Source organism: uncultured Sphingomonas sp. (genome assembly GCF_937871615.1).
GTDB lineage: Bacteria > Pseudomonadota > Alphaproteobacteria > Sphingomonadales > Sphingomonadaceae > Sphingomonas.
Genome location: NZ_CALMPA010000039.1, coordinates 122,515 through 142,274, shown reverse-complemented (window position 1 = coordinate 142,274; position 19,760 = coordinate 122,515). Strand labels below are relative to the sequence as shown.

The window sequence follows — 19,760 nt, the reverse complement described above, 5'->3', positions numbered from 1 at the left end:
CGCCCCCCGCACGCGCGGCCGCGTGGCGGCGCGGGTTTTGGCAAAGGTCCGGGCCGCAAGCCGGGCGGGCCGCGCGGCCGGCAGGGCTGAACCGCCTCGTTTCGATACGCTGATCGTCATCGCCCGGATGCCGGGGCGCTGGCGATCGGCGCATATTTCTCCTATCCGCGCCGGGGTTGGGAGGGACGGGCTGTGACTGAGCAATTCGAGGCGCTGGCCTCGCTCGATGCTGCACTGGCGAGCGCGGTACGCGCAACCGCGGGCGCTTGCTCATCCGGCGGGCGATTGAACACTGCCGCGCTCGATGCGCATCAGTCGATCACTTATGATCTGGCGTTGTGCTACGCGGACCTGCTCGCCGCCCGGTACGCCACATCGGATGTGGGCGAGCGATCCGCGCTCGACATGCGGCTTGGCCTCGCCTTCGCGGCGGAGGTGGCACCGCTGGTTCTCGGGCGGCTGGAAGGCATCTTCCTCGCGTTGGGGCTGCCGCTGGCCACGCTGGATGCGATCGTCGCCGACGTGCGACGGTTGAGGCGCGAGGCGGGAACGCCGGAGTCTCTTGCCGCGCTGGGGCAGGCGGTGGCCGAGGCAACCGGCGAACTGGGCGATGTTCCGCTTGATGAGCAGACGCTGCTGGCGCGCGACGCCTTCCGCCGTTTCGCGCGCGATATCGTTGCGCCGCTGGCGGAGGAGATTCACCGGCGCGATCTTACCGTGCCCGAGACCTTGCTCGGGCCGATGCGCGAGATGGGGGTGTTCGGGCTTTCCATCCCGGAGCAGTTCGGCGGCTCCGCGCCGGCGGAGGGCGAAAACACGCCGATGATGATCGCGGTAACGGAGGCGCTGTCCGAAGCGTCGTTGGCGGCGGCGGGTAGCCTCATCACCCGACCGGAGATCCTGAGCCGCGCGCTGATGGCGGGCGGAACGGAGGCGCAGAAGGCACATTGGTTGCCGCGCATCGCGGCGGGCGATCCGCTCTGCGCAATCGCCATCACCGAACCGGATCATGGCTCCGACGTGGCGGGGCTGACGTTGCGCGGCATGCCCGTCGACGGCGGCTGGCTGCTCAATGGCGCCAAGACCTGGTGCACCTTCGCGGGCAAGGCCGGGCTGCTGATGGTCGTCACCCGCACCGACGCGGATCGCTCGCTCGGTTATCGCGGGTTAAGCCTGTTGCTGGTCGAAAAGCCGTCGTTCGACGGGCATGATTTCATCTGCGAACAGCCCGGCGGGGGTGTGTTGCGCGGACGGGCGATCCCGACGGTCGGCTATCGCGGGATGCATTCGTTCGACCTCGCCTTCGAGGACTTCTTCGTGCCGGACGGCAATGTCGTCGGCGGCGAAGCCGGGCTCGGGCGCGGTTTCTACCTCACCATGGCGGGGATGACCGGGGGGCGCATCCAGACGGCGGGCCGCGCGCTGGGCGTGATGCGCGCCGCGCTGAACGCGGCCATTGCCTATGCGAAGGATCGCAAGGTGTTCGGCGCACCGCTCGTCGATTACCAGCTTACGCGGGTGAAGATCGCGCAGATGGCGGCGCGGTTCGCCGCCTGTCGCGGGCTGGCATATGCGGTTGGCCGCGCGCTGGACGAGGGCGGGGGGCGGATGGAGGCGAGCCTCGCCAAGCTGATCGCCTGCCGCTCGGCAGAGATGGTGACGCGTGAGGCGCTCCAGATCCACGGCGGCATGGGCTATGCTGAGGAAAGCGCGGTCAGCCGCTATTGGATCGACGCGCGCGTGCTGTCGATCTTCGAAGGCGCGGAGGAAACGCTAGCGCTCAAGGTGATCGGTCGCGGCTTGCTAGAGCAGGCGCTGGCGATCGAAGGAAAATAAGGCGCCGATCATCCGCGCTGGCGGTGATCGGCGCATTCGCTTCAGTAAAAGCGGATATTGTCGATCGCGAAGGTCATCGTCTGGCCGCTAGGCCGCGTGCCGCCCAGTTCGATCTGAACGATATCGTCGCCAGACCATGGCCTGCCCGCGCGATTGCCCATTTTGACCGGCTGGAGCGCGCTGAACGGCACCTCGATGCTCGTCCAGCCGACGGCGCCCTTCACCGGGGCGGACCAGCTACCCTCCAGCCCGTTCAGTCGCAGCGCGAAATCGCCGGGGCCTTTGATGTCGAACCGCACGCCCGTGTAGCGGCGCACGTCCACCGGCTGGACCGAGCCGCGCGTCAGCGGCACCGCGAAGCCGGCATAGGCGCCGTCCTTCACCGCCATCCGCGCGGCGAGTTGCAACGCGTGGCCGCCATCGGCGCGTGGCACGATCTGCGTGATTTCCAGCGAGCGATCCATCCCGCCATCGCCGGTTTCGAGCCGCAGCGTATCGAGCGCGCTGCGCCCATCGGGCTTCTCGAAATCATCGACCAGCGCCGGGACATTGGTGGCGGGCATATGCGTCGCGCGGTTCGCCGCCGGCAGCGCGGGGGCGCCGGGGCCGAACACCAGCCGCCCGTCGATCATCACCCGCGACACCTTGTAAACGTCGCTGATCCGTTCCCACGGCTTGCCGTCGATCAGTACGAGATCGGCGCGTTTGCCCGGCACGATCGTTCCGCGATCGCCATCCTGCGCCATGATCTTCGCGCTGGTCTGCGTCGCGGCGATCAGCGCCTGCGCCGGTGTCAGCCCGGCGCGGACGAGCAATTCCATTTCGCGTAATGTCGAGCTGCCATGCGGCGTCGCGGGCATCCCTGCATCGGTGCCAACGCCGATCGGCACCCCGGCATCGAACAGTACCTTCACATTATGCAGCGCATGGCTGAACTTCGCGAGGCTCTGGCGATAGCGCGGATCATCCGGCCGGGCCGGGCCGTTCTTGTCGGGATCATAGACGGCGAGCGTCGGCACCACCGCCATTTTCGTGGCCGCGATCGCCTTCGCCTCGTCGGCCGTCATGTCGCGGTCCTGCGGATCGTGGGCGAGCGAATCGACGCCGCTGCGCGCCGCGACCAGCCCGCGATCGACGGTGACGGTATGGGTCAGCACCTTCCATCCCGCCTTGTGCGCCGCATCGGTGAGCGCATTGAGCGTCCAGCCGTCCATGCTCGTGTTGTCTGGCGCGGTGCCATAGCGCCAGCCGTCGGTGAACGCCTTGATGAGATCGGGCTTGTATGGTTTCAGCGTCTCGATCGCGGCGCGTGCGGCGGTGGGCGTGTTGATCCAGATCGTCGTCGCCTGATCGCCCCAATCCGCGCCGTGCCCGCCCGGCGTGCTGATCCGCGCGGCGAAGTTGACGTGCGGCGAGACGAGCGTTTTCAGCCATTCGCGACGCGGGGCATAGCTTTCGGGCTGTTCGTGGAAATCGTTGATCGTGGTGACGCCGGATTTGACGTAATCGGTGGCGATCTGTGGCGTGGTGCTTGGCTCGCCCGCCGGGGTCCAGTGCGTGTGGAGATCGAAAAAGCCGGGGAGCAGCGCCTTGCCGCGCGCGTCGATCACGCGCGCGCCGCCGGGCGCGCCGGTGCCGGGCTTCACCGATACGATCCGCCCGTCGCGGATCACCACCGTCGCCACGTGCGGCACAGCGCCGGTGCCGTCGAACACGGTTGCGCCGACGATCGCGATGGTGCCGTCGCCGGGCGCGGCGGCCAATTGGCTGGCCCCGAGTAGCGCGCCGGAGGCAAGCAGCACGAAACCAGCGCGGGAGAATGTTGAAAGCGTCATTGGAGCGTTCTTGTCGTGCCCGGCGCGCTCTGGCCAGTCGTTTTCAGAATTTTGCGACCGGGCCGGCGGGCGCCCGTGGCCGCGCCGCAGGGCAAGGGCGTGCTATTTCACGAGTTCAGGTTCAGCGGGTGCGCGCTTGAGCAACGGCGCGAGATAATGGCCGGTGAAGCTGCCCTTCGCCGACGCGACATTCTCCGGTGTGCCTTCGGCGACGATCTCGCCGCCCTTCACCCCGCCTTCGGGGCCGAGGTCGATGATCCAGTCTGCCGTCTTGATGACATCGAGATTATGCTCGATCACCACCACCGTATTGCCCTGCTCGACCAGCGCGTGCAGCACCTCCAGCAGCTTGCGCACGTCCTCGAAATGCAGCCCCGTGGTGGGTTCATCGAGGATGTAGAGCGTATTGCCGGTGGCGCGGCGGGATAGCTCCTTCGCTAGCTTCACCCGCTGCGCCTCGCCGCCCGACAGCGTCGTCGCCTGCTGCCCGACCTTGACATAGCCGAGGCCCACTTCCGTCAGCATCGCCATCTTGTCGCGGATCGGGGGCACCGCCTTGAAGAATTCCGCGGCATCCTCGACCGTCATGTCGAGCACGTCGGCGATCGAATGCCCTTTGAACTTCACCTCCAGCGTTTCGCGGTTGTAGCGCGCGCCGTGGCACACGTCGCAGGTGACATAGACATCGGGCAGGAAGTGCATCTCGATCTTGAGCACGCCGTCGCCCTGGCACGCCTCGCACCGCCCGCCTTTGACGTTGAAGCTGAACCGGCCGGGCTTGTAGCCGCGCGCCTGTGATTCGGGCAGGCCGGCGAACCAATCCCGAATCTGGGTGAAGGCGCCGGTATAGGTCGCCGGGTTCGATCGCGGGGTGCGGCCGATCGGCGACTGGTCGATGTCGATCACCTTGTCGAGATGCTGCAACCCGCTGATTTTCTCATGCCTGCCGGCAAGGATGCGCGCGCCATTGAGCTGCCGCGCGGCGGCGGCGTAAAGCGTGTCGATGGTAAAGCTCGACTTGCCCGATCCGGATACCCCGGTGATGCAGGTGAAGGTGCCGAGCGGGATGCTCGCCGTCACATCACGCAGGTTGTTGGCGGTCGCGTTATGCACGGTGAGCTTCTTGCCGCTGCCCTTGCGGCGCTTCGCGGGCACGGGAACCGCGCGCGTGCCATTGAGATAATCGGCGGTGACCGATCCTTGCGACTTCAGCAACTGATCGAGCGTGCCATGCGCGACGATCTCCCCGCCGCGCACGCCCGCGCCCGGCCCCATGTCGATCACATAATCGGCGGTGCGGATCGCATCCTCGTCATGTTCGACCACCAGCACGGTGTTGCCGAGATCGCGCAACCGCCGCAGCGTGGCGAGCAGCATGTCATTATCGCGCTGATGCAGCCCGATCGACGGCTCGTCGAGCACGTAGAGCACGCCGGAAAGCCCGCTGCCGATCTGGCTGGCGAGGCGGATACGCTGGCTTTCGCCGCCGGAAAGCGTGCCCGAGGTGCGATCGAGGTTGAGATAATCCAGCCCGACATTGTTGAGGAAGCCCAGTCGCTCGACGATCTCCTTCAGGATGCGTTCGGCGATCGCGCGCTGCTGATCGTTGAGGTGATCGGGCAGCGTGTTGAACCATTGCAGCGCATCGACCACCGACATGCGCGTGGCGTGGCTGATATCCTCGCACGCGATCTTCACCGCCAGCGCCTCCGGCTTGAGGCGCGCGCCGTCGCACACTTCGCACGGCTGCGATGATTGATATTTGCTCAGTTCCTCGCGCATCCAGGCGCTCTCGGTCTGGAGCATACGGCGGTTGAGATTGCCGATCACGCCCTCGAACGGCTTCTTCACGTCATATGATTTCTTGCCGTCGACGAAGGTGAGCGTGACGGGCTTGCCGCCGGTGCCATGCAGGATGATTAACCGCACCTCGCCCGGCAGTTCTTTCCACGGCGTTTCGAGGTTGAAGCCGAATTCGCGCGCGAGGCTGCCCAGAACCTGCATGTAATAAGGCGAGGGCGGGTTCGATTTCGCCCATGGCACGATCGCGCCCTTCTTGAGCGTAAGATCGTGATTGGGGACGACGAGATCCTCATCGAAGATCAGCTTTTCGCCCAGCCCGTCACATGCCGGGCACGCGCCCTGCGGCGCGTTGAACGAAAAGAGCCGCGGCTCGATCTCCGCAATGGTGAAGCCGCTGACCGGGCAGGCGAATTTTTCGGAAAAGACGATGCGGTTGGCCGGGATGCCGGCATTCTTCATCTGCCCGCCGGCGGATGCCTCATCCTCGCGCCCCGGCACCACGCCGTCGGCCAGATCGACATAGGCGAGGCCATCGGCCAGCTTAAGCGCGGTTTCGAAACTGTCGGCCAGCCGCGTCGCGATGCCATGGTTCACCGCGAGGCGATCGACCACCACCTCGATATCGTGCTTGTATTTCTTGTCGAGCGCGGGCGCTTCGTCGATCTCATGCAATTCGCCGTCGATGCGCACGCGGGTGAAGCCGGCCTTCTGCCACTCGGCGAGTTCCTTGCGATATTCGCCCTTGCGACCGCGCACGACCGGCGCGAGCAGGTAGAGCCGGGTTCCTTCCGGAAGCGCCATGACGCGATCGACCATCTGGCTGACGGTCTGCGCGCTGATCGGCTCCCCGGTGGTGGGCGAATAAGGCACGCCGACCCGCGCCCACAGCAGGCGCATGTAATCGTAGATTTCGGTGACGGTGGCGACGGTGGAGCGGGGATTGCGGCTCGTCGTCTTCTGTTCGATCGAGATGGCGGGGGAAAGGCCCTCGATATGATCGACATCGGGCTTCTGCATCAGTTCGAGGAACTGCCGCGCATAGGCCGACAGCGACTCGACGTAGCGGCGCTGCCCCTCGGCATAGATGGTATCGAAGGCGAGGCTCGATTTGCCCGATCCCGACAGCCCGGTAATCACCGTCAGCGTATCGCGCGGGATATCCACCGCGACGTTCTTGAGATTGTGCTCCCGCGCGCCGCGGACGGATATGTGAGTCAGCATGAAAGAGGTTCTACTTCTGTTCCGCGAGGCTTTCCAGCCCTGTAAAGATGGGGGCGGCAAACAAAAGCGGCAAGCCGAGCGGCGGGGCTGGCGGATCGGTGGATGTGTCTTATATCAATGGCACACTGGTCGGCGTGGGAACGGATGATGGCGAAGAAGGACGGCAAGAAGGCGAAGCGGATTCCGAAGAAGATCGCAGGCCTGAAGATTCCGAAGGAACTGCGACAGGCGGGCGAGGTGCTGCTCGACAAGGCGAATTCCGCTGCCGGGCGCGAAATCATCGCCTCCGGGCTGACGATGGCCGCCGCGGCCGCTGCAACCGCCGCGATGAAGCATCGCGTCAATGCCGAGGCGGCGGGCTGTTGCGCGAAGCCGGGCGATCCCGGCATGATCGACCCGCTGCGCGTGGCGGATACGGTGAGCGAAATGGCTGATGCCGTCCTCGATCGTATCTTCGGCGCGAAGACGGCGCGGTAGGCGGATTCGACGCAGCCGGAACTGCCTGTTGGCCGGGAAAGCGCGACGGACGATTACCGCGATTTCATCCGCCGGACGCGATTGTGTCAGGCGGCGGCTGCCAGAAGATGCGCTCTCGCTCAGGAGGAAATCATGAAGCAATCGAAGTTGATGCTTGCCGCAGCCGCCGGTGCGCTCGCGCTCAGCGGATCGCCTGCGCTCGCCAAGGGGTGCATCCGCGGCGCGGTCGCGGGTGGTGTCGCCGGGCATTATGCCGGGCATCATGCCATTGCCGGCGCGATGGCGGGCTGCGCCGCGGGCCATTATTATTATAAGCACAAAGCCAATGTCGCCGCGCAGAAGCAGGCGCAGGCGGCGCATCCCGGCGCGGCACCGGCGCACCAGTAAGCCGCAGCCCTTCAACCATGCCCTTCTCCGGCACCATCGCCGGAGGAGGGCCGTGGCCGTTTCGGGCAGGGCGATTGCGCGCCGCCCGAGGGGGTTATTTCCCCCGGCGCTTGCGATGCGTTTCGAGATCGAGGACGGCGGAATCCTCGCCCTCGGGCAACAGCCCCAGCCGCCGCGCGACCTCCTGATACGCCTCCGCCTCGCCGCCGAGATCGCGCCGGAAGCGATCCTTGTCGAGCTTTTCGTTGGTGGTCATGTCCCACAGACGGCAATTGTCCGGGCTGATTTCGTCGGCCAGGATGATCCGGCCATAATCATTGTCCCAGATCCGGCCGAATTCGAGCTTGAAATCGACTAGCCGGATGCCGACGCCGGCGAACAGGCCCGACAGGAAATCGTTGATGCGGATCGCGAGGTCCGCGATGTCATGCATCTCCTCCTGCCCCGCCCAGCCGAAGGCGGCGATATGTTCGTCGGTAATCAGCGGGTTGCCGAGCACGTCGTCCTTGTAATAATATTCCAGGATCGTGCGCGGCAGGCGGGTGCCTTCCTCGATGCCGAGCCGCTTGCTCAGCGATCCGGCGGCGACGTTGCGCACCACCACCTCGATCGGCACGATCTCCACCTGTCGAATGAGTTGCTCGCGCATGTTCAGGCGGCGGATGAAGTGCGTCGGCACGCCGATATGATCGAGCAGGGTGAAGACGTGCTCGGAAATGCGATTGTTGAGCACGCCCTTGCCGTTGATCGTGCCCTTCTTCTGCGCGTTGAAGGCGGTCGCGTCGTCCTTGAAATACTGGATCAACGTGCCGGGTTCAGGCCCCTCATAAAGGATCTTCGCCTTGCCTTCATAGATCTGCCGCCGCCGCGCCATCACCAATCCCCTGAAAAGGAATAGCCCCGGCGGCGCGGTGCCGCGCGGCCGGGGCGGGAGTCTCGAACCCGCGCTATACGGGAAGGGGACGGTGCGCGCAATCAATCGGCCATCGTATGGCGCGGATCAGTACTATGCGCCGCCTGCGAACCGAGGTGCGAGCGCCGCGCCGATCAGCGTTTTGGCGGTTGCCCATGCGGCGGATTCGGGTGCGACCAGTTCGACGTGCCCGGTCGCGGGGATCGTATGCAGCGCCACCCGGTCCCCGGCGGCGGTGGCGGTGGCAAGATAGTCGGTCGCCAGGCGATAGGGGACAATGCGATCCTCGCGCCCGTTCACCAGATCGTGCGGCACGCCGAGCGGCAGCAGGTGCGGGATCGAGATGTCGGCGAACGGCGCCGGTCGCGAGAAATCGGCGAGCCGCGCGATAACCTCGGTGCCGCAGCCGTTATCCGGGCTGGCGGCGGTCGCTTCCAGATCGGGGAGCCCGCCCAGGCTCACGACATGCGCGATCTTGAGCGGATCGGGGCGTCGCAACGGGCTGTCTGCTGGAAGGCGCGCGCGTGCGGCAAGCCAGAGTGCGAGATGACCACCGGCGGAATGACCCACGGCGACGATGCGCCGGGTATCGAGCCGGAATGCCGTTGCGTGGATCGCCAACAGATCCGCCGCCGCGCCAGCATCTTCGAAGGTGCCGGGATAGCCGCCGCCGGGGCGATCGACGCCGCGATAGTCGATATTCCACACCGCGATGCCGGCGCGGCGGAGATCGTCGGCCAGCCAGTCCATCAATGTCCGGTCCGCGATCGCGCTCTCCCAGCACCCGCCATGGACCATCACCACTGCGGGGTGCGGCCCGTCACCGGCGGGAAGCCATAGGTCCACCTTCTGATACGGGTCCGCGCCATAGACGAATGTGCGATCGCACGAAGGGCGCGGTCGGCCGGTGAGATCAGCCCAGGTCAGGAATGCGCGCGCGGTCATGGATCGGGAAGGCCGAAATGGAATGTGAGCGCCTATCTATCGCCGCTCACATCCCCTTTGTCTCGTGTCGATTTTTCGGGGACGCGGATTCGGATATGGATTCCCGGCTGTCGCGGCGAGCGACCGATCGGCGGCGGGATGAGGGGCGGAGCCGCCGATCGCTTGGGGGAGGTCGCTTTCGCGCGCGACGCCGGGAAAGGCGATCAGCCGCAGTGCGGGTTGTGTTGACGCCATGGGGCGTCGAACTGCTGCCGATGCAGCCGCGCGAAACCGATCCTGGCCGTGGCGGCAAAGCCCGAAATCGCCGCCGCCACCGAGCGGGTGAACGAAAGATGTGAATTTGCCCAGGACTGGGTTAGAAAATCGTCGCGCAATTCTTCCTCCTGTCCGTTTGCGTTGACCTGGCCCCAATGCCGCAGGACGCCGTTTGGCGCCAACAAATCGCTCGACTCGATAGACAAGCTGTACTTATTGATGGGCGATGCGCCGAATCCCTCCGCTTGCCGCCGTCCGCGTGTTTGAAGCCGCCGCGCGGCATGAGAATTTCACCGCCGCCGGGCAGGAACTGGGCATGACCCAGGCGGCGGTGAGTTATCAGATTCGCTTGCTGGAGGAGCGGCTCGGCACGCAATTGTTCCGCCGCGAGCGTCGCCGCGTGATCCTGACCGAGCCGGGGAAACGGGCCGCGACGCAGCTTACGCGGGCGTTTGATGCGATCGACGCCGCGTTCGCCGGCATCCGGGCGGAGGATGAGGCGGTGCTGACGCTTTCCACCTCGAACACCTTCGCGAACACCTGGCTGGTGTGGCGGCTTGGCGCGTTCCAGATCGCGCATCCGGAAATGGCCGTGCGGCTGCAGACCAGCGATACGCTGACCGATTTCGCGGCCGAGGATGTCGATATCGCGATCCGCGCCGGGCTTGGCGGATGGGGCGGCCTGTCGCAGGATCTGCTGATGCGGGTGGATTTCACCCCGATGTGCAGCCCTGAATTCCTCGCCGCGCATGGTGGCCGGCTTGCGCCCGCCGATCTGCTCCGCCTGCCGCTCATCAGCCCGCAGGATCCGTGGTGGGCGCATTGGTTGCGTGAGGCGGGGGTGGAAGTCGCGCCGGGGGCGCTTCGTGCCGGGATGCGGCTCGATTCTCAGGCGCATGAGGGCAATGCCGCGATGGCCGGGCAGGGGGTGGCGATGCTGACGCCGTTCTTCTGGCGCAACGATCTGGCGGAGGGGCGGCTGGTGCGCCTGTTCGAACAGACCTCGACGCGCAATTTCGGCTATTGGCTGGTCTGCCCCGAACATCGCCGCCGCGTGCCCAAGATCGCGCGCTTTCGCGAATGGCTGCTGGCCGAGGTGGCGCGGAACGCGCCGTTGTCCTGATAGCGTTTGCCCCTTAAAGCCCGATCGCTCATGGCCACCGACTTCGCAGAACCGCCGATCGGCATCCTCGACGCGCCGTTCGATAGCGCGCTTTCCGAACGCTATCTCGTCTATGCGCTCTCCACGATCACCGCGCGCTCGCTGCCGGATGTGCGCGACGGGCTGAAGCCGGTGCACCGCCGCCTGTTATGGGCGATGCGGCTGCTCAAGCTCGATCCCGCTTCCGGATACAAGAAGTGCGCCCGCGTCGTCGGCGATGTGATCGGCAAATATCACCCGCATGGCGATCAATCCGTTTATGACGCGATGGTGCGCCTCGCGCAGAATTTCGCGCTGCGTTATCCGCTGGTCGACGGGCAGGGCAATTTCGGCAATATCGACGGCGATAACGCGGCCGCCTATCGCTACACCGAAGCGCGGCTGACGCAGGTTGCGATCGACCTGATGGACGGGCTGGACGAGGATGCCGTTGGTTTCCGCCCGACCTATAACGGCGAGGATCAGGAGCCGGAGCTGTTCCCCGGCATGTTCCCCAATCTGCTGGCGAATGGCGCGAGCGGTATTGCGGTCGGCATGGCTACATCGGTCCCGCCGCATAACGCCGCCGAATTGCTCGACGCGGCGATCACGCTGATCGACAATCCCGCCGCCGATCCGCTTGCTTATGTGGCGGGGCCGGATTTCCCGACGGGCGGCTTGCTTGTCGACAGCGCGGCGGTGATCCGTGAAGCCTATGCCACCGGGCGCGGCAGTTTCCGCGTGCGCTGCCGCTGGACGGTGGAGCGCGAAAAGGGCGGCGGTTGGCAGATCGTCGTCAGCGAAATTCCCTATGGCGTGCAGAAGGGCAAGCTGATCGAGCAGGTCGCCGCGCTCATCAACGAAAAGCGGCTGCCGATTCTCTCCGACGTTCGCGACGAGAGCGACGCGGAAATCCGGCTGGTGCTGGAGCCGCGCAGCCGGACGGTCGATCCGCAGGTGTTGATGGACGGGCTGTTCCGCCTCTCCGATCTCGAAACGCGCGTGCCGCTCAACCTGAACGTGCTCGACAAGACGCGCACCCCGCGCGTGATGAGCCTGAAGGAGGCGCTTAAGGCGTGGGTCGAGCATCAGTTCGTCGTGCTGCGCCGGCGCACCGAACATCGCCTTGCCAAGATCGCTGACCGGCTGGAACTGGTCGGCGGCTATATCACCGCCTTTCTCAACCTCGATCGGGTGATCGAGATCATCCGCACCGAGGATGAGCCGAAGCCCGTGATGATGGCCGAGTTCCAGCTTACCGACCGGCAGGCGGAAGCGATCCTCAACATGCGGTTGCGCTCGCTGCGCCGACTTGAGGAGATGGAACTGAAGCGTGAGCAGGACGCGCTGCGCAAGGAACAGGCCGAGCTTCAGGCGTTGCTCGGCTCCGACGCGCGGCAGCGCACGCGGCTCAAGAAGGATATGGCGAAGGTCCGCGATCGTTATGGCCCGGAAACCGCGCTGGGCAGGCGCCGCACGACGATCGAGGAAGCCGCCCCCGCGCGCGAAATCCCGCTTGAGGCGATGATCGAGCGCGAGCCGATCACCGTCATCCTGTCGCAGCGCGGCTGGATCAGGGCGATGAAGGGCCATGTCGATCTCGCCTCGGCGGAGACGCTGAAGTTCAAGGAAGGCGACGGCCCGGCCTATGCCTTCCACGCGCAGACCACCGACAAGCTGTTGCTCGCGGCGGAGAACGGGCGGTTCTATACGCTGGCGGCGGATAAACTGCCTGGCGGGCGCGGTTTTGGCGAGCCGGTGCGTGCGTCGATCGACCTCGACGGCAGCGTCGGGATTACCGCGTTCATGAGCGCGGCGCGGCTCGACAAGATCCTGATCGCGGCGAGCGACGGGCGTGGTTTCGTCGTGGCGGCGGCGGACGTGACCGCCGAGACCCGCAAGGGCAAGACGGTGATGACCCCGCGCACCGGCGCGAAGCTCCTCCTCGCCAGGCCGATCCCGGAAGGCGCGGATTACGTCGCCGCGATCGGCGATAACCGCAAGATGGTGGTGTTCCCGCTATCCGAGGTGGCCGAGATGACGCGCGGGCAGGGGGTGCAGCTTCAGCGCTATCGCGATGGCGGCCTCTCCGATGCCATCGCTTTTCGCTATGCCGATGGCCTGAGCTGGTCGATGGGTGGCGAGACGGGGCGCGTGCGGACCGAGAGTGACCTGTCGCCGTGGCGCACGGCGCGCGGGGCCGCAGGGCGGATGCCGCCCAACGGCTTCCCGCGCGACAACCGTTTTTAGCGCAGCGCGCCGGGCGACGAACACAGGCCCGTTTTCAGCTTCTTCCACGAAGCACTTGTATGTTTAGGTCATCCTTAACGCTCCATATGCCAGACGGAGCGTTGATGACGACAGGGGCAGTCTTCGCGAAAGCCATCCCGTCGGTCATGCCCGTTGGCATGACCGCGGCTGAGGGCGCGCTTGAGCTGTTGCCGATCGCCGCGGTGATCGCCGGTGTCGATAACGGTCGGCTGGTGCGCGAGATGCCGAATACCGCCTTTCGCCGGCTGGCGCTGGATCGCGGGCTGGATGAAATGGCGCCGCGCGTGGCGGCGTTCCTCGATCGCGGCGATGCCCGCGCGGAATTCACCTGGAACACCGGAAATGCCGTTGAGCAGCGCCATTTCACCGTGACGCTCGCGCGCGTCGATTATTGCGCGGAGCCGCGCTGCCTCGTCAGCTTCATAGATCATACCGGCGAATTGCGTACCGAGCAGAATCTGCGCCGCGAAATGACGATCGACAGCCTTACCGGCCTGCCGAATCGCGGCGGGTTCGGCGATATGCTCGAAACCGTGATCGCCGCGGGCGATGCGGCGTGCGCCGTCATGGTCGTCGATCTCGATCGGTTCAGCCGGATCAACGCGTGCCTCGGCAGCATGGCGGGCGACGAATTGCTGATGGCGCTGGCGCGGCGGCTGAAAGGAGCGCTTCGCGCGCGCGATGTGCTGGCGCGCACCGGCGGCGACGAATTCGGCATTTTGCTGTCGATCGACGAGAGCCGGGACGAGGCGGAGCATGTCGCCAAGCGTATCCGCGCGGTGCTCGCCGCGCCGTTCCGGCTGAGCGATTACGAGATTCACGTTTCCTGCTCGATCGGCATCGCCTTCGTCGATGAAACGGCAGGGGAGGCGGAAGATGTGATCCGCCACGCGCAATTCGCGGTGAAGCGTTCCAAGCAGAGCGGGCAGGCCGAGGCTTACCAGAATCAGGCGTTCGTTCGCGCGCGTGAGGAATTTGCGCTGGAAACCGCGCTGCGCCGCGCGATCGAGGATCGGCGGTTGACGCTGCATTTCCAGCCGATTTGCGATCTTTCGAGCGGGCGGATCGTCAGTTTCGAGGCATTGGCGCGCTGGACGGATGAAGACGGGCGCGCGCGTTCGCCCGCCAGCTTCATCGCGGTGGCGGAGGAATCGGGGCTGATCCTCCCGCTTGGTCGCTGGGCGATCGACGAGGCGGTGCGCACGCTGGCGGCGTGGGATCAGCGCGCGGGCGGGGATTGCGGCGTATCCATGTCGGTCAATCTCTCCGCGATCCAGTTGCAGCGCGATGCGGTGGCGCCGATCGTCGCGGCGGCGCTCGATCTGCACGGGGTGCCGGGGCGGCGGCTGCGGCTGGAGCTTACCGAAAGCGCGCTGGTTTCCGAACCGGAGCGCATCGCGCGCGTGCTTCATGCGCTGAAGGAACTGGGCGCGACGATCGCGATGGACGATTTCGGCACCGGCTATTCGAACCTCGTCTATCTCCAGAAACTGCCGATCGACATCCTCAAGATTGATCGCAGCTTCGTCACCGGGATGCTGGCCGATCGCGACAAGGTGGCGATCGTCCGCGCGGTGCTGGGCCTCGCCGCCGCGCTGAACATGGATACGGTGGCGGAGGGCATCGAGGCCGACGAGGTGGGCCAGACGCTCGCGGCGCTCGGCTGCACTTACGGCCAGGGCTATGCCTATGCCCCGCCGCTGGAGGCGGACAAGGCTTATTCGCTGCTGCGCGAACGCAACAACTGATCGGCGATCGCGATCGTCTCCGCCGCGCCGGGGAAGCCGCGCGCGATCCATTCGCTTTCCACCTGCCGCAGCAGCTTCGCGACCTCCGGCCCCCTGGCCACGCCACGCGCGACGATTTCGCCGCCGCCGATCGGCAGATTGGGCGGGGTCCAGCCCCGTAACGGCGCGACGCTTTCGCCCGCGAGCAACAGGCGATCGGTGGCGATCGCCGGGCCGACGCGATAGGCGAGCGCGCGCGCGCCCTCGTCGCCCGCGCCGCCATGCGCCGCCTGCAATCGTTTGCGATCGGCATTGGAGAGCTTGAGCCGCGCGCCGACCGCTTCGGCGTCGCCCGGCGCGATCAGCGCGGCGAGGCGGCGGATCGCATCAGGGGCGACACCTTGCGCCGCCTCATGCGCCGCGAGCACCTCGAACGCGGCCATGCAGGTGATCTCCGGCAGGACCGGGCGGAAAATGCCGCGCTCGATCATCAGCCTGACCACCGGCACCGCACCCGGCGCGACGAGCAGCCGGAGCAGTTCCGCGGCGATCCGCTCGCGCGATAGCGCCATCAGATCGTTCGCGCGCGCGGTGCAGGCGGCAAGCCCGTCGGCATCAATCGCGTCACCGAACCGGGCGTGGAACCGGAAGAAGCGCAGGATCCGCAGATGATCCTCCGCGATCCGCTGATAGGGATCGCCGATGAAGCGCACGCGCCGCGCGGCGAGATCGGCGAGCCCGCCGAACCAGTCATGAATCGCGCCGGTGAGCGGATCGGCGTAGAGCGCGTTCATCGTGAAATCGCGCCGCGCTGCATCCTCGCGCCAGTCATCGGTGAATGCCACCGTCGCCCGGCGCCCGTCCGTGGAAACGTCGCGGCGCAGCGTGGTTACCTCCACCACCGTTCCACTGGAGATGGCGGTGACGGTGCCATGGTCGATCCCGGTCGGGATCACACGGATGCCGGCGGCTTCCAGCCGCGCGATAACCTCGGCGGGCGGGTGGCGGGTGGCGATATCAATGTCCGCCACGTCGAGCCCGAGCAACGTATCACGCACCGCGCCGCCCACGTAGCGCGCGTCCCCGGTCGCTGCGCCCAGCGCATCGGCCAGTCGATCCAGCCCCGGTCGCTTGAGCCACTCAGCGGCTGGGAGCTTTATTTTATAGATGTTTATGCCGTCCATCTCAGTCGTCGTGCGAGGTTTACGATCATCGCCGCGGTCGCGCCCCAGATGCGTTGCCCGTCCCATGTGATCTCGTAATAATGGCGCTCGCGTCCCTGCCATTCCACCGTGGCTTCGATGTGATTGGCGGTATCGAGCAGGAAATCGAGCGGCACTTCGAACACCGCCGCCACCTCCGCCGCGTTGGCGACCAGATGCAGGTCCGGGGGCACCACGCCGATAACCGGAGTTACCAGAAAGCCCGTGACGGTGCGGTAGCGATCGACCGCGCCGATCACCGCGACCTGGCCGCGCGGGAGGGCGATCTCCTCCTCCGCCTCGCGCAGGGCGGCGGCCACCGCATCCTCGCCGGGATCGAGCCGGCCGCCGGGGAAGGCGATCTGCCCCGGATGGCGGCGCATCGTTTCGGGGCGCCGGGTGAGGATGACGCCGGGGTGCGGGCGATCGGTGACGGGGATGAGCACCGCCGCCGGGCGCATCATCTCATCCGGCCCGAGATCGCGATCGGCGCGGTCGCCGGTCAGCAATGTCGGCTGTTCGGCCAGCCCGGCGGCGAGCGCGCGATGCAGCCGGTCGGCGAGGCTGCTCATGGCACCAGCGGGAAGAATGCCCCCGCGCTCCACACGCCGATCGACTCGTCGTCTCCCGCAAGCGCGCGTTCGGCGAGGTCATAATAGATCGCGCGTGTCACCAGTGCGTCCAGCCCGCCGCGCACGCGCAGATAGGGATGCGGGCCATCGGGCCGTTCCGCGAAACTGAGCGGATGATCGGCGGATGCGGTGACGAGATCGCCGGTATTGAGCCGGAAGGCGAGCGTCGCGTCGCGTCCGCTGCCCTCCGCCTTCATCTCCACCGCGACGAAGGGCGCGTCCTCCACCGCGATGTCTAGCTTTTCCACCGGCGTGACGAGGACATAGCCGCCGTCCGGCTCACGGCGCAGGATGCGGCTGAACGCGCGGACCATCGCCTGCCGCCCGATCGGCGAACCCTGATGAAACCAGGTGCCATCGCGCGCGATCCGCATTTCGCTGTCGCCGCAATGTTCGGGATGCCAGCGTTCGACCGGCGGCAGGCGATCGCCCTCCGCCAATCGCGCGATATCGGCGATCGTCAGCGTTTCGAAATCGGGCGGCGGCGCCATCGGCATAACCAGCGCGTAGGGGAGGGGGGCGTTCTCGTAAAGATCGGGGCGGTAAAGCTCAGGCGGATATGGCGAGGCGCGGGCCGATCGTGCCAGCGCCATCCGGCACGGCGTTTCCGCGCGCGAGCAGGCGATGCCGTTCGACCGGGCCGGGCAGGCGCCAGCCGGCGGTGCGCTCGGCACTGAAGCCGAAGAAGCGGCTGTAATATTCCGGATCGCCGATCAGCATGATCGCACTGTCCAGCCGCTCGCGGACGGCGGCGTCGAGGCTGGCGGTCATCAGCAGCCGGCCGATCCCGTCGCGTTGCCGCCCCGGCTCCACCGCGACCGGCCCGAGCAAGGTGAGCGGCACCGCACCGCCCTTGTCGGCGGTGAAGACGACCGGCCAGCACTGGATCGTCCCGACCAGCGCTCCACCATCCAGCGCGGCGAGGCTTAGGCCGGGGATCGGCTCGGTTCCGGCGCGCAGCCGGTAAGCGGTGCGCCCATGGCGATCCCTGCCGAACGCGCGATCGAGCAATGCCTCGATCGCGTCGCTATCAATTTTGTCCAGTGCGACAAGCTCGATCAATCGCCTCATTCCCTGATGGACGCCAAGGGCGGCGCGGATTAGCGATAGTGTGTCTGAACGCAAGTGGAATGACGCCGTGAAGCTTTACGATGCAGTCTGGGCGCCCAGCCCGCGGCGGGTGAGGATCTATCTCGCGGAGAAGGGCATCGCCGTGGAACGGGTGATGATCGACCTGCGCGCGGATGAGCAGCTTGGGCCGGCCTATCTCGCGGTAAACCCGCGCGGCATGGTGCCCGCCTTGCTGCTCGATGATGGCGAGGTGATCTGCGAATCGGCGGCGATCTGCCGGTATTTCGAGGCGCTGCATCCCGATCCGCCGCTGTTTGGCGGCAATGCGCTGGAAATCGCGCGAATCGAAAGCATGACGCGGCGGATCGAGAATGAGGGCTATGCCGCCGCCGTCTATGTGCTGCGCAATGGAAATCCGGCGTTCGCCGGGCGCGGTGCGGCGGGAAATTGGCCGAATATGGCGCAAATTCCACAACTTGCTGCGCGGGGCATGTTGATGTGGGACATGTTCGTCGACATGCTCGATAAGGAACTGGCGGCGCGGCCATGGATGACCGGAGAAACCTATACCTTCGCCGATATCACCGCGCTGGCGACGATTGATTTCGCCAAGGCGGCCAAGCTCGTGGTGCCCGAATCGGCGGCCAATCTCAGGCGCTGGCACGCCGCGGCGAGCGCGCGCCCGAGTGCGGCGGCCTGATTCGCTTGCCCCGCCGCGGGGGGCGGCCTAGACGCGCCGCTTCTTCCGCATCGGCGGACAACCCCCTCTGACGAGCGCGTGATGGACGACAGCCTCGAACTGGAAGTGCACGATTTGGAGGTGCCGGTGCTGACCGGCATCTATTCCGAGGAAACGCATCTGCCGCAGCCGTTGCGCATCTCGATCGGCGTCAGGCTCGAAGCGCCGGCTCATTACGCGCCGGATACGCCGCTCGGCGCGTCGAAGAACTATCTCGATCTGAAGCGCGCGGCGACCAGCGCGTTGCCGCCCGGCGTGCATTTCACGCTGATCGAGGGCGTCGCGGACCATATCGCCGAAACCCTGTTCCTTCAGGATCGCCGCGTGCTGCGGGTGACCGTGAAGATCGTCAAGCTGGCGATCGCCGAAGCCGGCGAATCGATCGGGATCACGCTGGTCCGCCACCGCCGCTGACGGGCGGGCGGGTGCGCCCGCACGGGCCGAGCCGCTCCAGCACGAGGCGATAATCTTCGCGCGCCTGCGCCGAATCGGCGGCGGAAAGCGATGCCACGCTGTCATCGGGAAGCTCGCGCGGCAGCCCGCACGCGAGGCGATACCATAATAATGTGTCGGGCTTTGGCGGTGCGGCCGCGTCGTCGATGATCTCAGACAATGCCACCGCCCAGCGCGGGCGCTCGCCGGGGCGGCGAAGAATCGACAGCGAAACAGGGCGGTGATCCGCGGTGCGCAGGAATATCTGCGTCTCGCCCTCGCCGGGTAACGAGCCCGCGACGTGGAATGCATTGCCGACGCCGATTACCACCGGCGGCGTGTCGCTGGCGAGCACCTCTCCGGTGATCCGCCGCGCGAGCGCGTCGCTCGCCGGTGACCAGCCAAGTTGCGCCCCCGGCGTCACGAGCTGAATCTGGTCGCCGCGACCGGGAACCGGGCGGGCGAACAACAGGACGCGGGACTTTTTATATTTCGGTATGCGCCCGGTTCCGTCCGGCGCGGCATCGAGCAGATAGCCGATGCGCGGCGGAATCGCGCCGGGGCCGCGAATCAGCGCATTGACGTCCGCTTCGACGTAGAATCGGGTCGCGCCGGGGGCGAGGCCAGGCGCTTCGACGGGTTTTATCTTAGAAGTCGAACGAATCGTCGCATCGATCACCAGCGGGCTTGCGATCACCAGATCGGCCATGTCGGCATAGGGCGGGGCGATGGGGCCAGGCTCCGCCAATGGGGCGGCGCGTTGCTGCGCGAAGGCCGGAAATCCGGGCGAAACGGCGAGCGCGGCCAGTGCCAGCGCGCGGGAAAACATGCGTGATTTCATATCGCCTGGATTAGGCCATTGGGGCCTTCCGA

The 19,760-nt window shown here is 66.5% G+C and carries 19 protein-coding genes; 9 read left to right on the top strand and 10 right to left on the bottom strand.

All coding sequences use genetic code 11. The features are described 5' to 3' along the window. Both Q0316_RS10700 and Q0316_RS10695 read left to right on the top strand, forming a co-directional pair. The coding region (locus tag Q0316_RS10700; protein WP_298672091.1) for a hypothetical protein at positions 1 to 196 on the top strand (196 nt) is incomplete at its 5' end. Beyond that, positions 193 to 1,836, top strand: coding sequence for an acyl-CoA dehydrogenase (locus Q0316_RS10695; RefSeq protein ID WP_298672088.1), 1,644 nt, complete (start codon positions 193 to 195; stop codon positions 1,834 to 1,836). The genes Q0316_RS10700 and Q0316_RS10695, both read left to right, overlap by 4 nt. A 41-nt stretch (positions 1,837 to 1,877) precedes the next feature. Here the strand turns inward: Q0316_RS10695 and Q0316_RS10690 are convergent, their stop codons facing one another. Together Q0316_RS10690 and uvrA are read right to left on the bottom strand one after the other, a co-directional pair. Beyond that, positions 1,878 to 3,671, bottom strand: a complete 1,794-nt coding sequence (locus tag Q0316_RS10690; RefSeq protein WP_298672085.1) for an amidohydrolase family protein — start codon at positions 3,669 to 3,671, stop codon at positions 1,878 to 1,880. A gap of 102 nt (positions 3,672 to 3,773) precedes the next feature. Then, positions 3,774 to 6,695, bottom strand: a complete 2,922-nt coding sequence (gene uvrA / locus Q0316_RS10685; RefSeq protein ID WP_298672082.1) for an excinuclease ABC subunit UvrA — start codon at positions 6,693 to 6,695, stop codon at positions 3,774 to 3,776. A 117-nt stretch (positions 6,696 to 6,812) separates the two neighbouring features. On the opposite strand from uvrA, the gene Q0316_RS10680 reads away from it, so the two are divergent. Then, positions 6,813 to 7,172, top strand: a complete 360-nt coding sequence (locus Q0316_RS10680) for a hypothetical protein (RefSeq protein ID WP_298672080.1) — start codon at positions 6,813 to 6,815, stop codon at positions 7,170 to 7,172. A 132-nt stretch (positions 7,173 to 7,304) separates the two neighbouring features. Then, on the top strand, positions 7,305 to 7,559 hold the full coding sequence (locus Q0316_RS10675) for a hypothetical protein (protein ID WP_298672077.1): 255 nt from the start codon (positions 7,305 to 7,307) through the stop codon (positions 7,557 to 7,559). A 94-nt stretch (positions 7,560 to 7,653) separates the two neighbouring features. On the opposite strand, the gene purC is transcribed toward Q0316_RS10675, so the two are convergent. The 3 genes from purC to Q0316_RS10660 form a co-directional block, all read right to left on the bottom strand. Then, positions 7,654 to 8,433 (bottom strand): phosphoribosylaminoimidazolesuccinocarboxamide synthase, encoded by a 780-nt coding sequence (gene purC / locus Q0316_RS10670; protein ID WP_298672074.1) that lies wholly within the window; start codon positions 8,431 to 8,433, stop codon positions 7,654 to 7,656. Positions 8,434 to 8,565: 132 nt separating this feature from the next. Continuing rightward, positions 8,566 to 9,417 carry an alpha/beta hydrolase gene (locus Q0316_RS10665; protein WP_298672071.1) on the bottom strand — a complete coding sequence of 284 codons (852 nt, stop codon included), beginning with the start codon at positions 9,415 to 9,417 and terminating at the stop codon, positions 8,566 to 8,568. Positions 9,418 to 9,620: 203 nt separating this feature from the next. Beyond that, positions 9,621 to 9,878, bottom strand: a complete 258-nt coding sequence (locus tag Q0316_RS10660; protein WP_298672068.1) for a hypothetical protein — start codon at positions 9,876 to 9,878, stop codon at positions 9,621 to 9,623. Positions 9,879 to 9,898: 20 nt separating this feature from the next. Between Q0316_RS10660 and gcvA the strand changes: the two genes are divergently transcribed. The 3 genes from gcvA to Q0316_RS10645 all read left to right on the top strand — a co-directional run bounded on the left by gcvA (position 9,899) and on the right by Q0316_RS10645 (position 14,832). Continuing rightward, entirely contained in the window at positions 9,899 to 10,795 is an 897-nt protein-coding gene (gene gcvA / locus Q0316_RS10655) for a transcriptional regulator GcvA (protein ID WP_298672065.1), read from the top strand. Between the two features lie 30 nt (positions 10,796 to 10,825). After that, positions 10,826 to 13,063, top strand: a complete 2,238-nt coding sequence (gene parC / locus Q0316_RS10650; RefSeq protein WP_298672063.1) for a DNA topoisomerase IV subunit A — start codon at positions 10,826 to 10,828, stop codon at positions 13,061 to 13,063. A gap of 158 nt (positions 13,064 to 13,221) precedes the next feature. Continuing rightward, positions 13,222 to 14,832, top strand: coding sequence for a bifunctional diguanylate cyclase/phosphodiesterase (locus Q0316_RS10645; protein ID WP_298672060.1), 1,611 nt, complete (start codon positions 13,222 to 13,224; stop codon positions 14,830 to 14,832). On the opposite strand, the gene Q0316_RS10640 is transcribed toward Q0316_RS10645, so the two are convergent. Genes Q0316_RS10640 through Q0316_RS10625 form a run of 4 tightly spaced genes read right to left on the bottom strand, consistent with a single transcriptional unit; the run spans position 14,802 to position 17,716 of the window. Beyond that, positions 14,802 to 15,995, bottom strand: coding sequence for a CCA tRNA nucleotidyltransferase (locus Q0316_RS10640; protein WP_298672057.1), 1,194 nt, complete (start codon positions 15,993 to 15,995; stop codon positions 14,802 to 14,804). The two genes, Q0316_RS10645 and Q0316_RS10640, sit on opposite strands and share 31 nt — an antisense overlap. After that, positions 15,983 to 16,585 carry a CoA pyrophosphatase gene (locus tag Q0316_RS10635; protein WP_298672054.1) on the bottom strand — a complete coding sequence of 201 codons (603 nt, stop codon included), beginning with the start codon at positions 16,583 to 16,585 and terminating at the stop codon, positions 15,983 to 15,985. The genes Q0316_RS10640 and Q0316_RS10635 overlap by 13 nt, the downstream gene beginning before the upstream one ends. After that, positions 16,582 to 17,142 (bottom strand): DUF1285 domain-containing protein, encoded by a 561-nt coding sequence (locus tag Q0316_RS10630; RefSeq protein ID WP_298672117.1) that lies wholly within the window; start codon positions 17,140 to 17,142, stop codon positions 16,582 to 16,584. The genes Q0316_RS10635 and Q0316_RS10630 overlap by 4 nt, the downstream gene beginning before the upstream one ends. 52 nt (positions 17,143 to 17,194) lie before the next feature. Next, on the bottom strand, positions 17,195 to 17,716 hold the full coding sequence (locus Q0316_RS10625; protein ID WP_298672052.1) for a GNAT family N-acetyltransferase: 522 nt from the start codon (positions 17,714 to 17,716) through the stop codon (positions 17,195 to 17,197). A gap of 40 nt (positions 17,717 to 17,756) precedes the next feature. On the opposite strand from Q0316_RS10625, the gene Q0316_RS10620 reads away from it, so the two are divergent. Both Q0316_RS10620 and Q0316_RS10615 read left to right on the top strand, forming a co-directional pair. Next, positions 17,757 to 18,416, top strand: coding sequence for a glutathione S-transferase family protein (locus Q0316_RS10620; RefSeq protein WP_367179687.1), 660 nt, complete (start codon positions 17,757 to 17,759; stop codon positions 18,414 to 18,416). Between the two features lie 81 nt (positions 18,417 to 18,497). After that, on the top strand, positions 18,498 to 18,869 hold the full coding sequence (locus Q0316_RS10615; protein WP_298672048.1) for a dihydroneopterin aldolase: 372 nt from the start codon (positions 18,498 to 18,500) through the stop codon (positions 18,867 to 18,869). Here Q0316_RS10615 and Q0316_RS10610 read toward each other — a convergent pair. Then, positions 18,844 to 19,728 (bottom strand): hypothetical protein, encoded by an 885-nt coding sequence (locus Q0316_RS10610; protein WP_298672046.1) that lies wholly within the window; start codon positions 19,726 to 19,728, stop codon positions 18,844 to 18,846. The two genes, Q0316_RS10615 and Q0316_RS10610, sit on opposite strands and share 26 nt — an antisense overlap. Positions 19,729 to 19,760: the final 32 nt, after the last annotated feature.

Bases quoted from the DNA above. Each gene is read 5' to 3' on its own strand.
- Q0316_RS10610 (WP_298672046.1), bottom strand. From the start codon at position 19,728: ATGAAATCACGCATGTTTTCCCGCGCGCTGGCACTGGCCGCGCTCGCC.
- gcvA (WP_298672065.1), top strand. From the start codon at position 9,899: ATGCGCCGAATCCCTCCGCTTGCCGCCGTCCGCGTGTTTGAAGCCGCC.
- Q0316_RS10645 (WP_298672060.1), top strand. From the start codon at position 13,222: ATGACCGCGGCTGAGGGCGCGCTTGAGCTGTTGCCGATCGCCGCGGTG.
- Q0316_RS10675 (WP_298672077.1), top strand. From the start codon at position 7,305: ATGAAGCAATCGAAGTTGATGCTTGCCGCAGCCGCCGGTGCGCTCGCG.
- parC (WP_298672063.1), top strand. From the start codon at position 10,826: ATGGCCACCGACTTCGCAGAACCGCCGATCGGCATCCTCGACGCGCCG.
- Q0316_RS10640 (WP_298672057.1), bottom strand. From the start codon at position 15,995: ATGGACGGCATAAACATCTATAAAATAAAGCTCCCAGCCGCTGAGTGG.
- Q0316_RS10635 (WP_298672054.1), bottom strand. From the start codon at position 16,585: ATGAGCAGCCTCGCCGACCGGCTGCATCGCGCGCTCGCCGCCGGGCTG.
- purC (WP_298672074.1), bottom strand. From the start codon at position 8,433: ATGGCGCGGCGGCGGCAGATCTATGAAGGCAAGGCGAAGATCCTTTAT.
- Q0316_RS10630 (WP_298672117.1), bottom strand. From the start codon at position 17,142: ATGCCGATGGCGCCGCCGCCCGATTTCGAAACGCTGACGATCGCCGAT.
- Q0316_RS10665 (WP_298672071.1), bottom strand. From the start codon at position 9,417: ATGACCGCGCGCGCATTCCTGACCTGGGCTGATCTCACCGGCCGACCG.
- uvrA (WP_298672082.1), bottom strand. From the start codon at position 6,695: ATGCTGACTCACATATCCGTCCGCGGCGCGCGGGAGCACAATCTCAAG.
- Q0316_RS10690 (WP_298672085.1), bottom strand. From the start codon at position 3,671: ATGACGCTTTCAACATTCTCCCGCGCTGGTTTCGTGCTGCTTGCCTCC.
- Q0316_RS10615 (WP_298672048.1), top strand. From the start codon at position 18,498: ATGGACGACAGCCTCGAACTGGAAGTGCACGATTTGGAGGTGCCGGTG.
- Q0316_RS10625 (WP_298672052.1), bottom strand. From the start codon at position 17,716: ATGAGGCGATTGATCGAGCTTGTCGCACTGGACAAAATTGATAGCGAC.
- Q0316_RS10680 (WP_298672080.1), top strand. From the start codon at position 6,813: ATGGCACACTGGTCGGCGTGGGAACGGATGATGGCGAAGAAGGACGGC.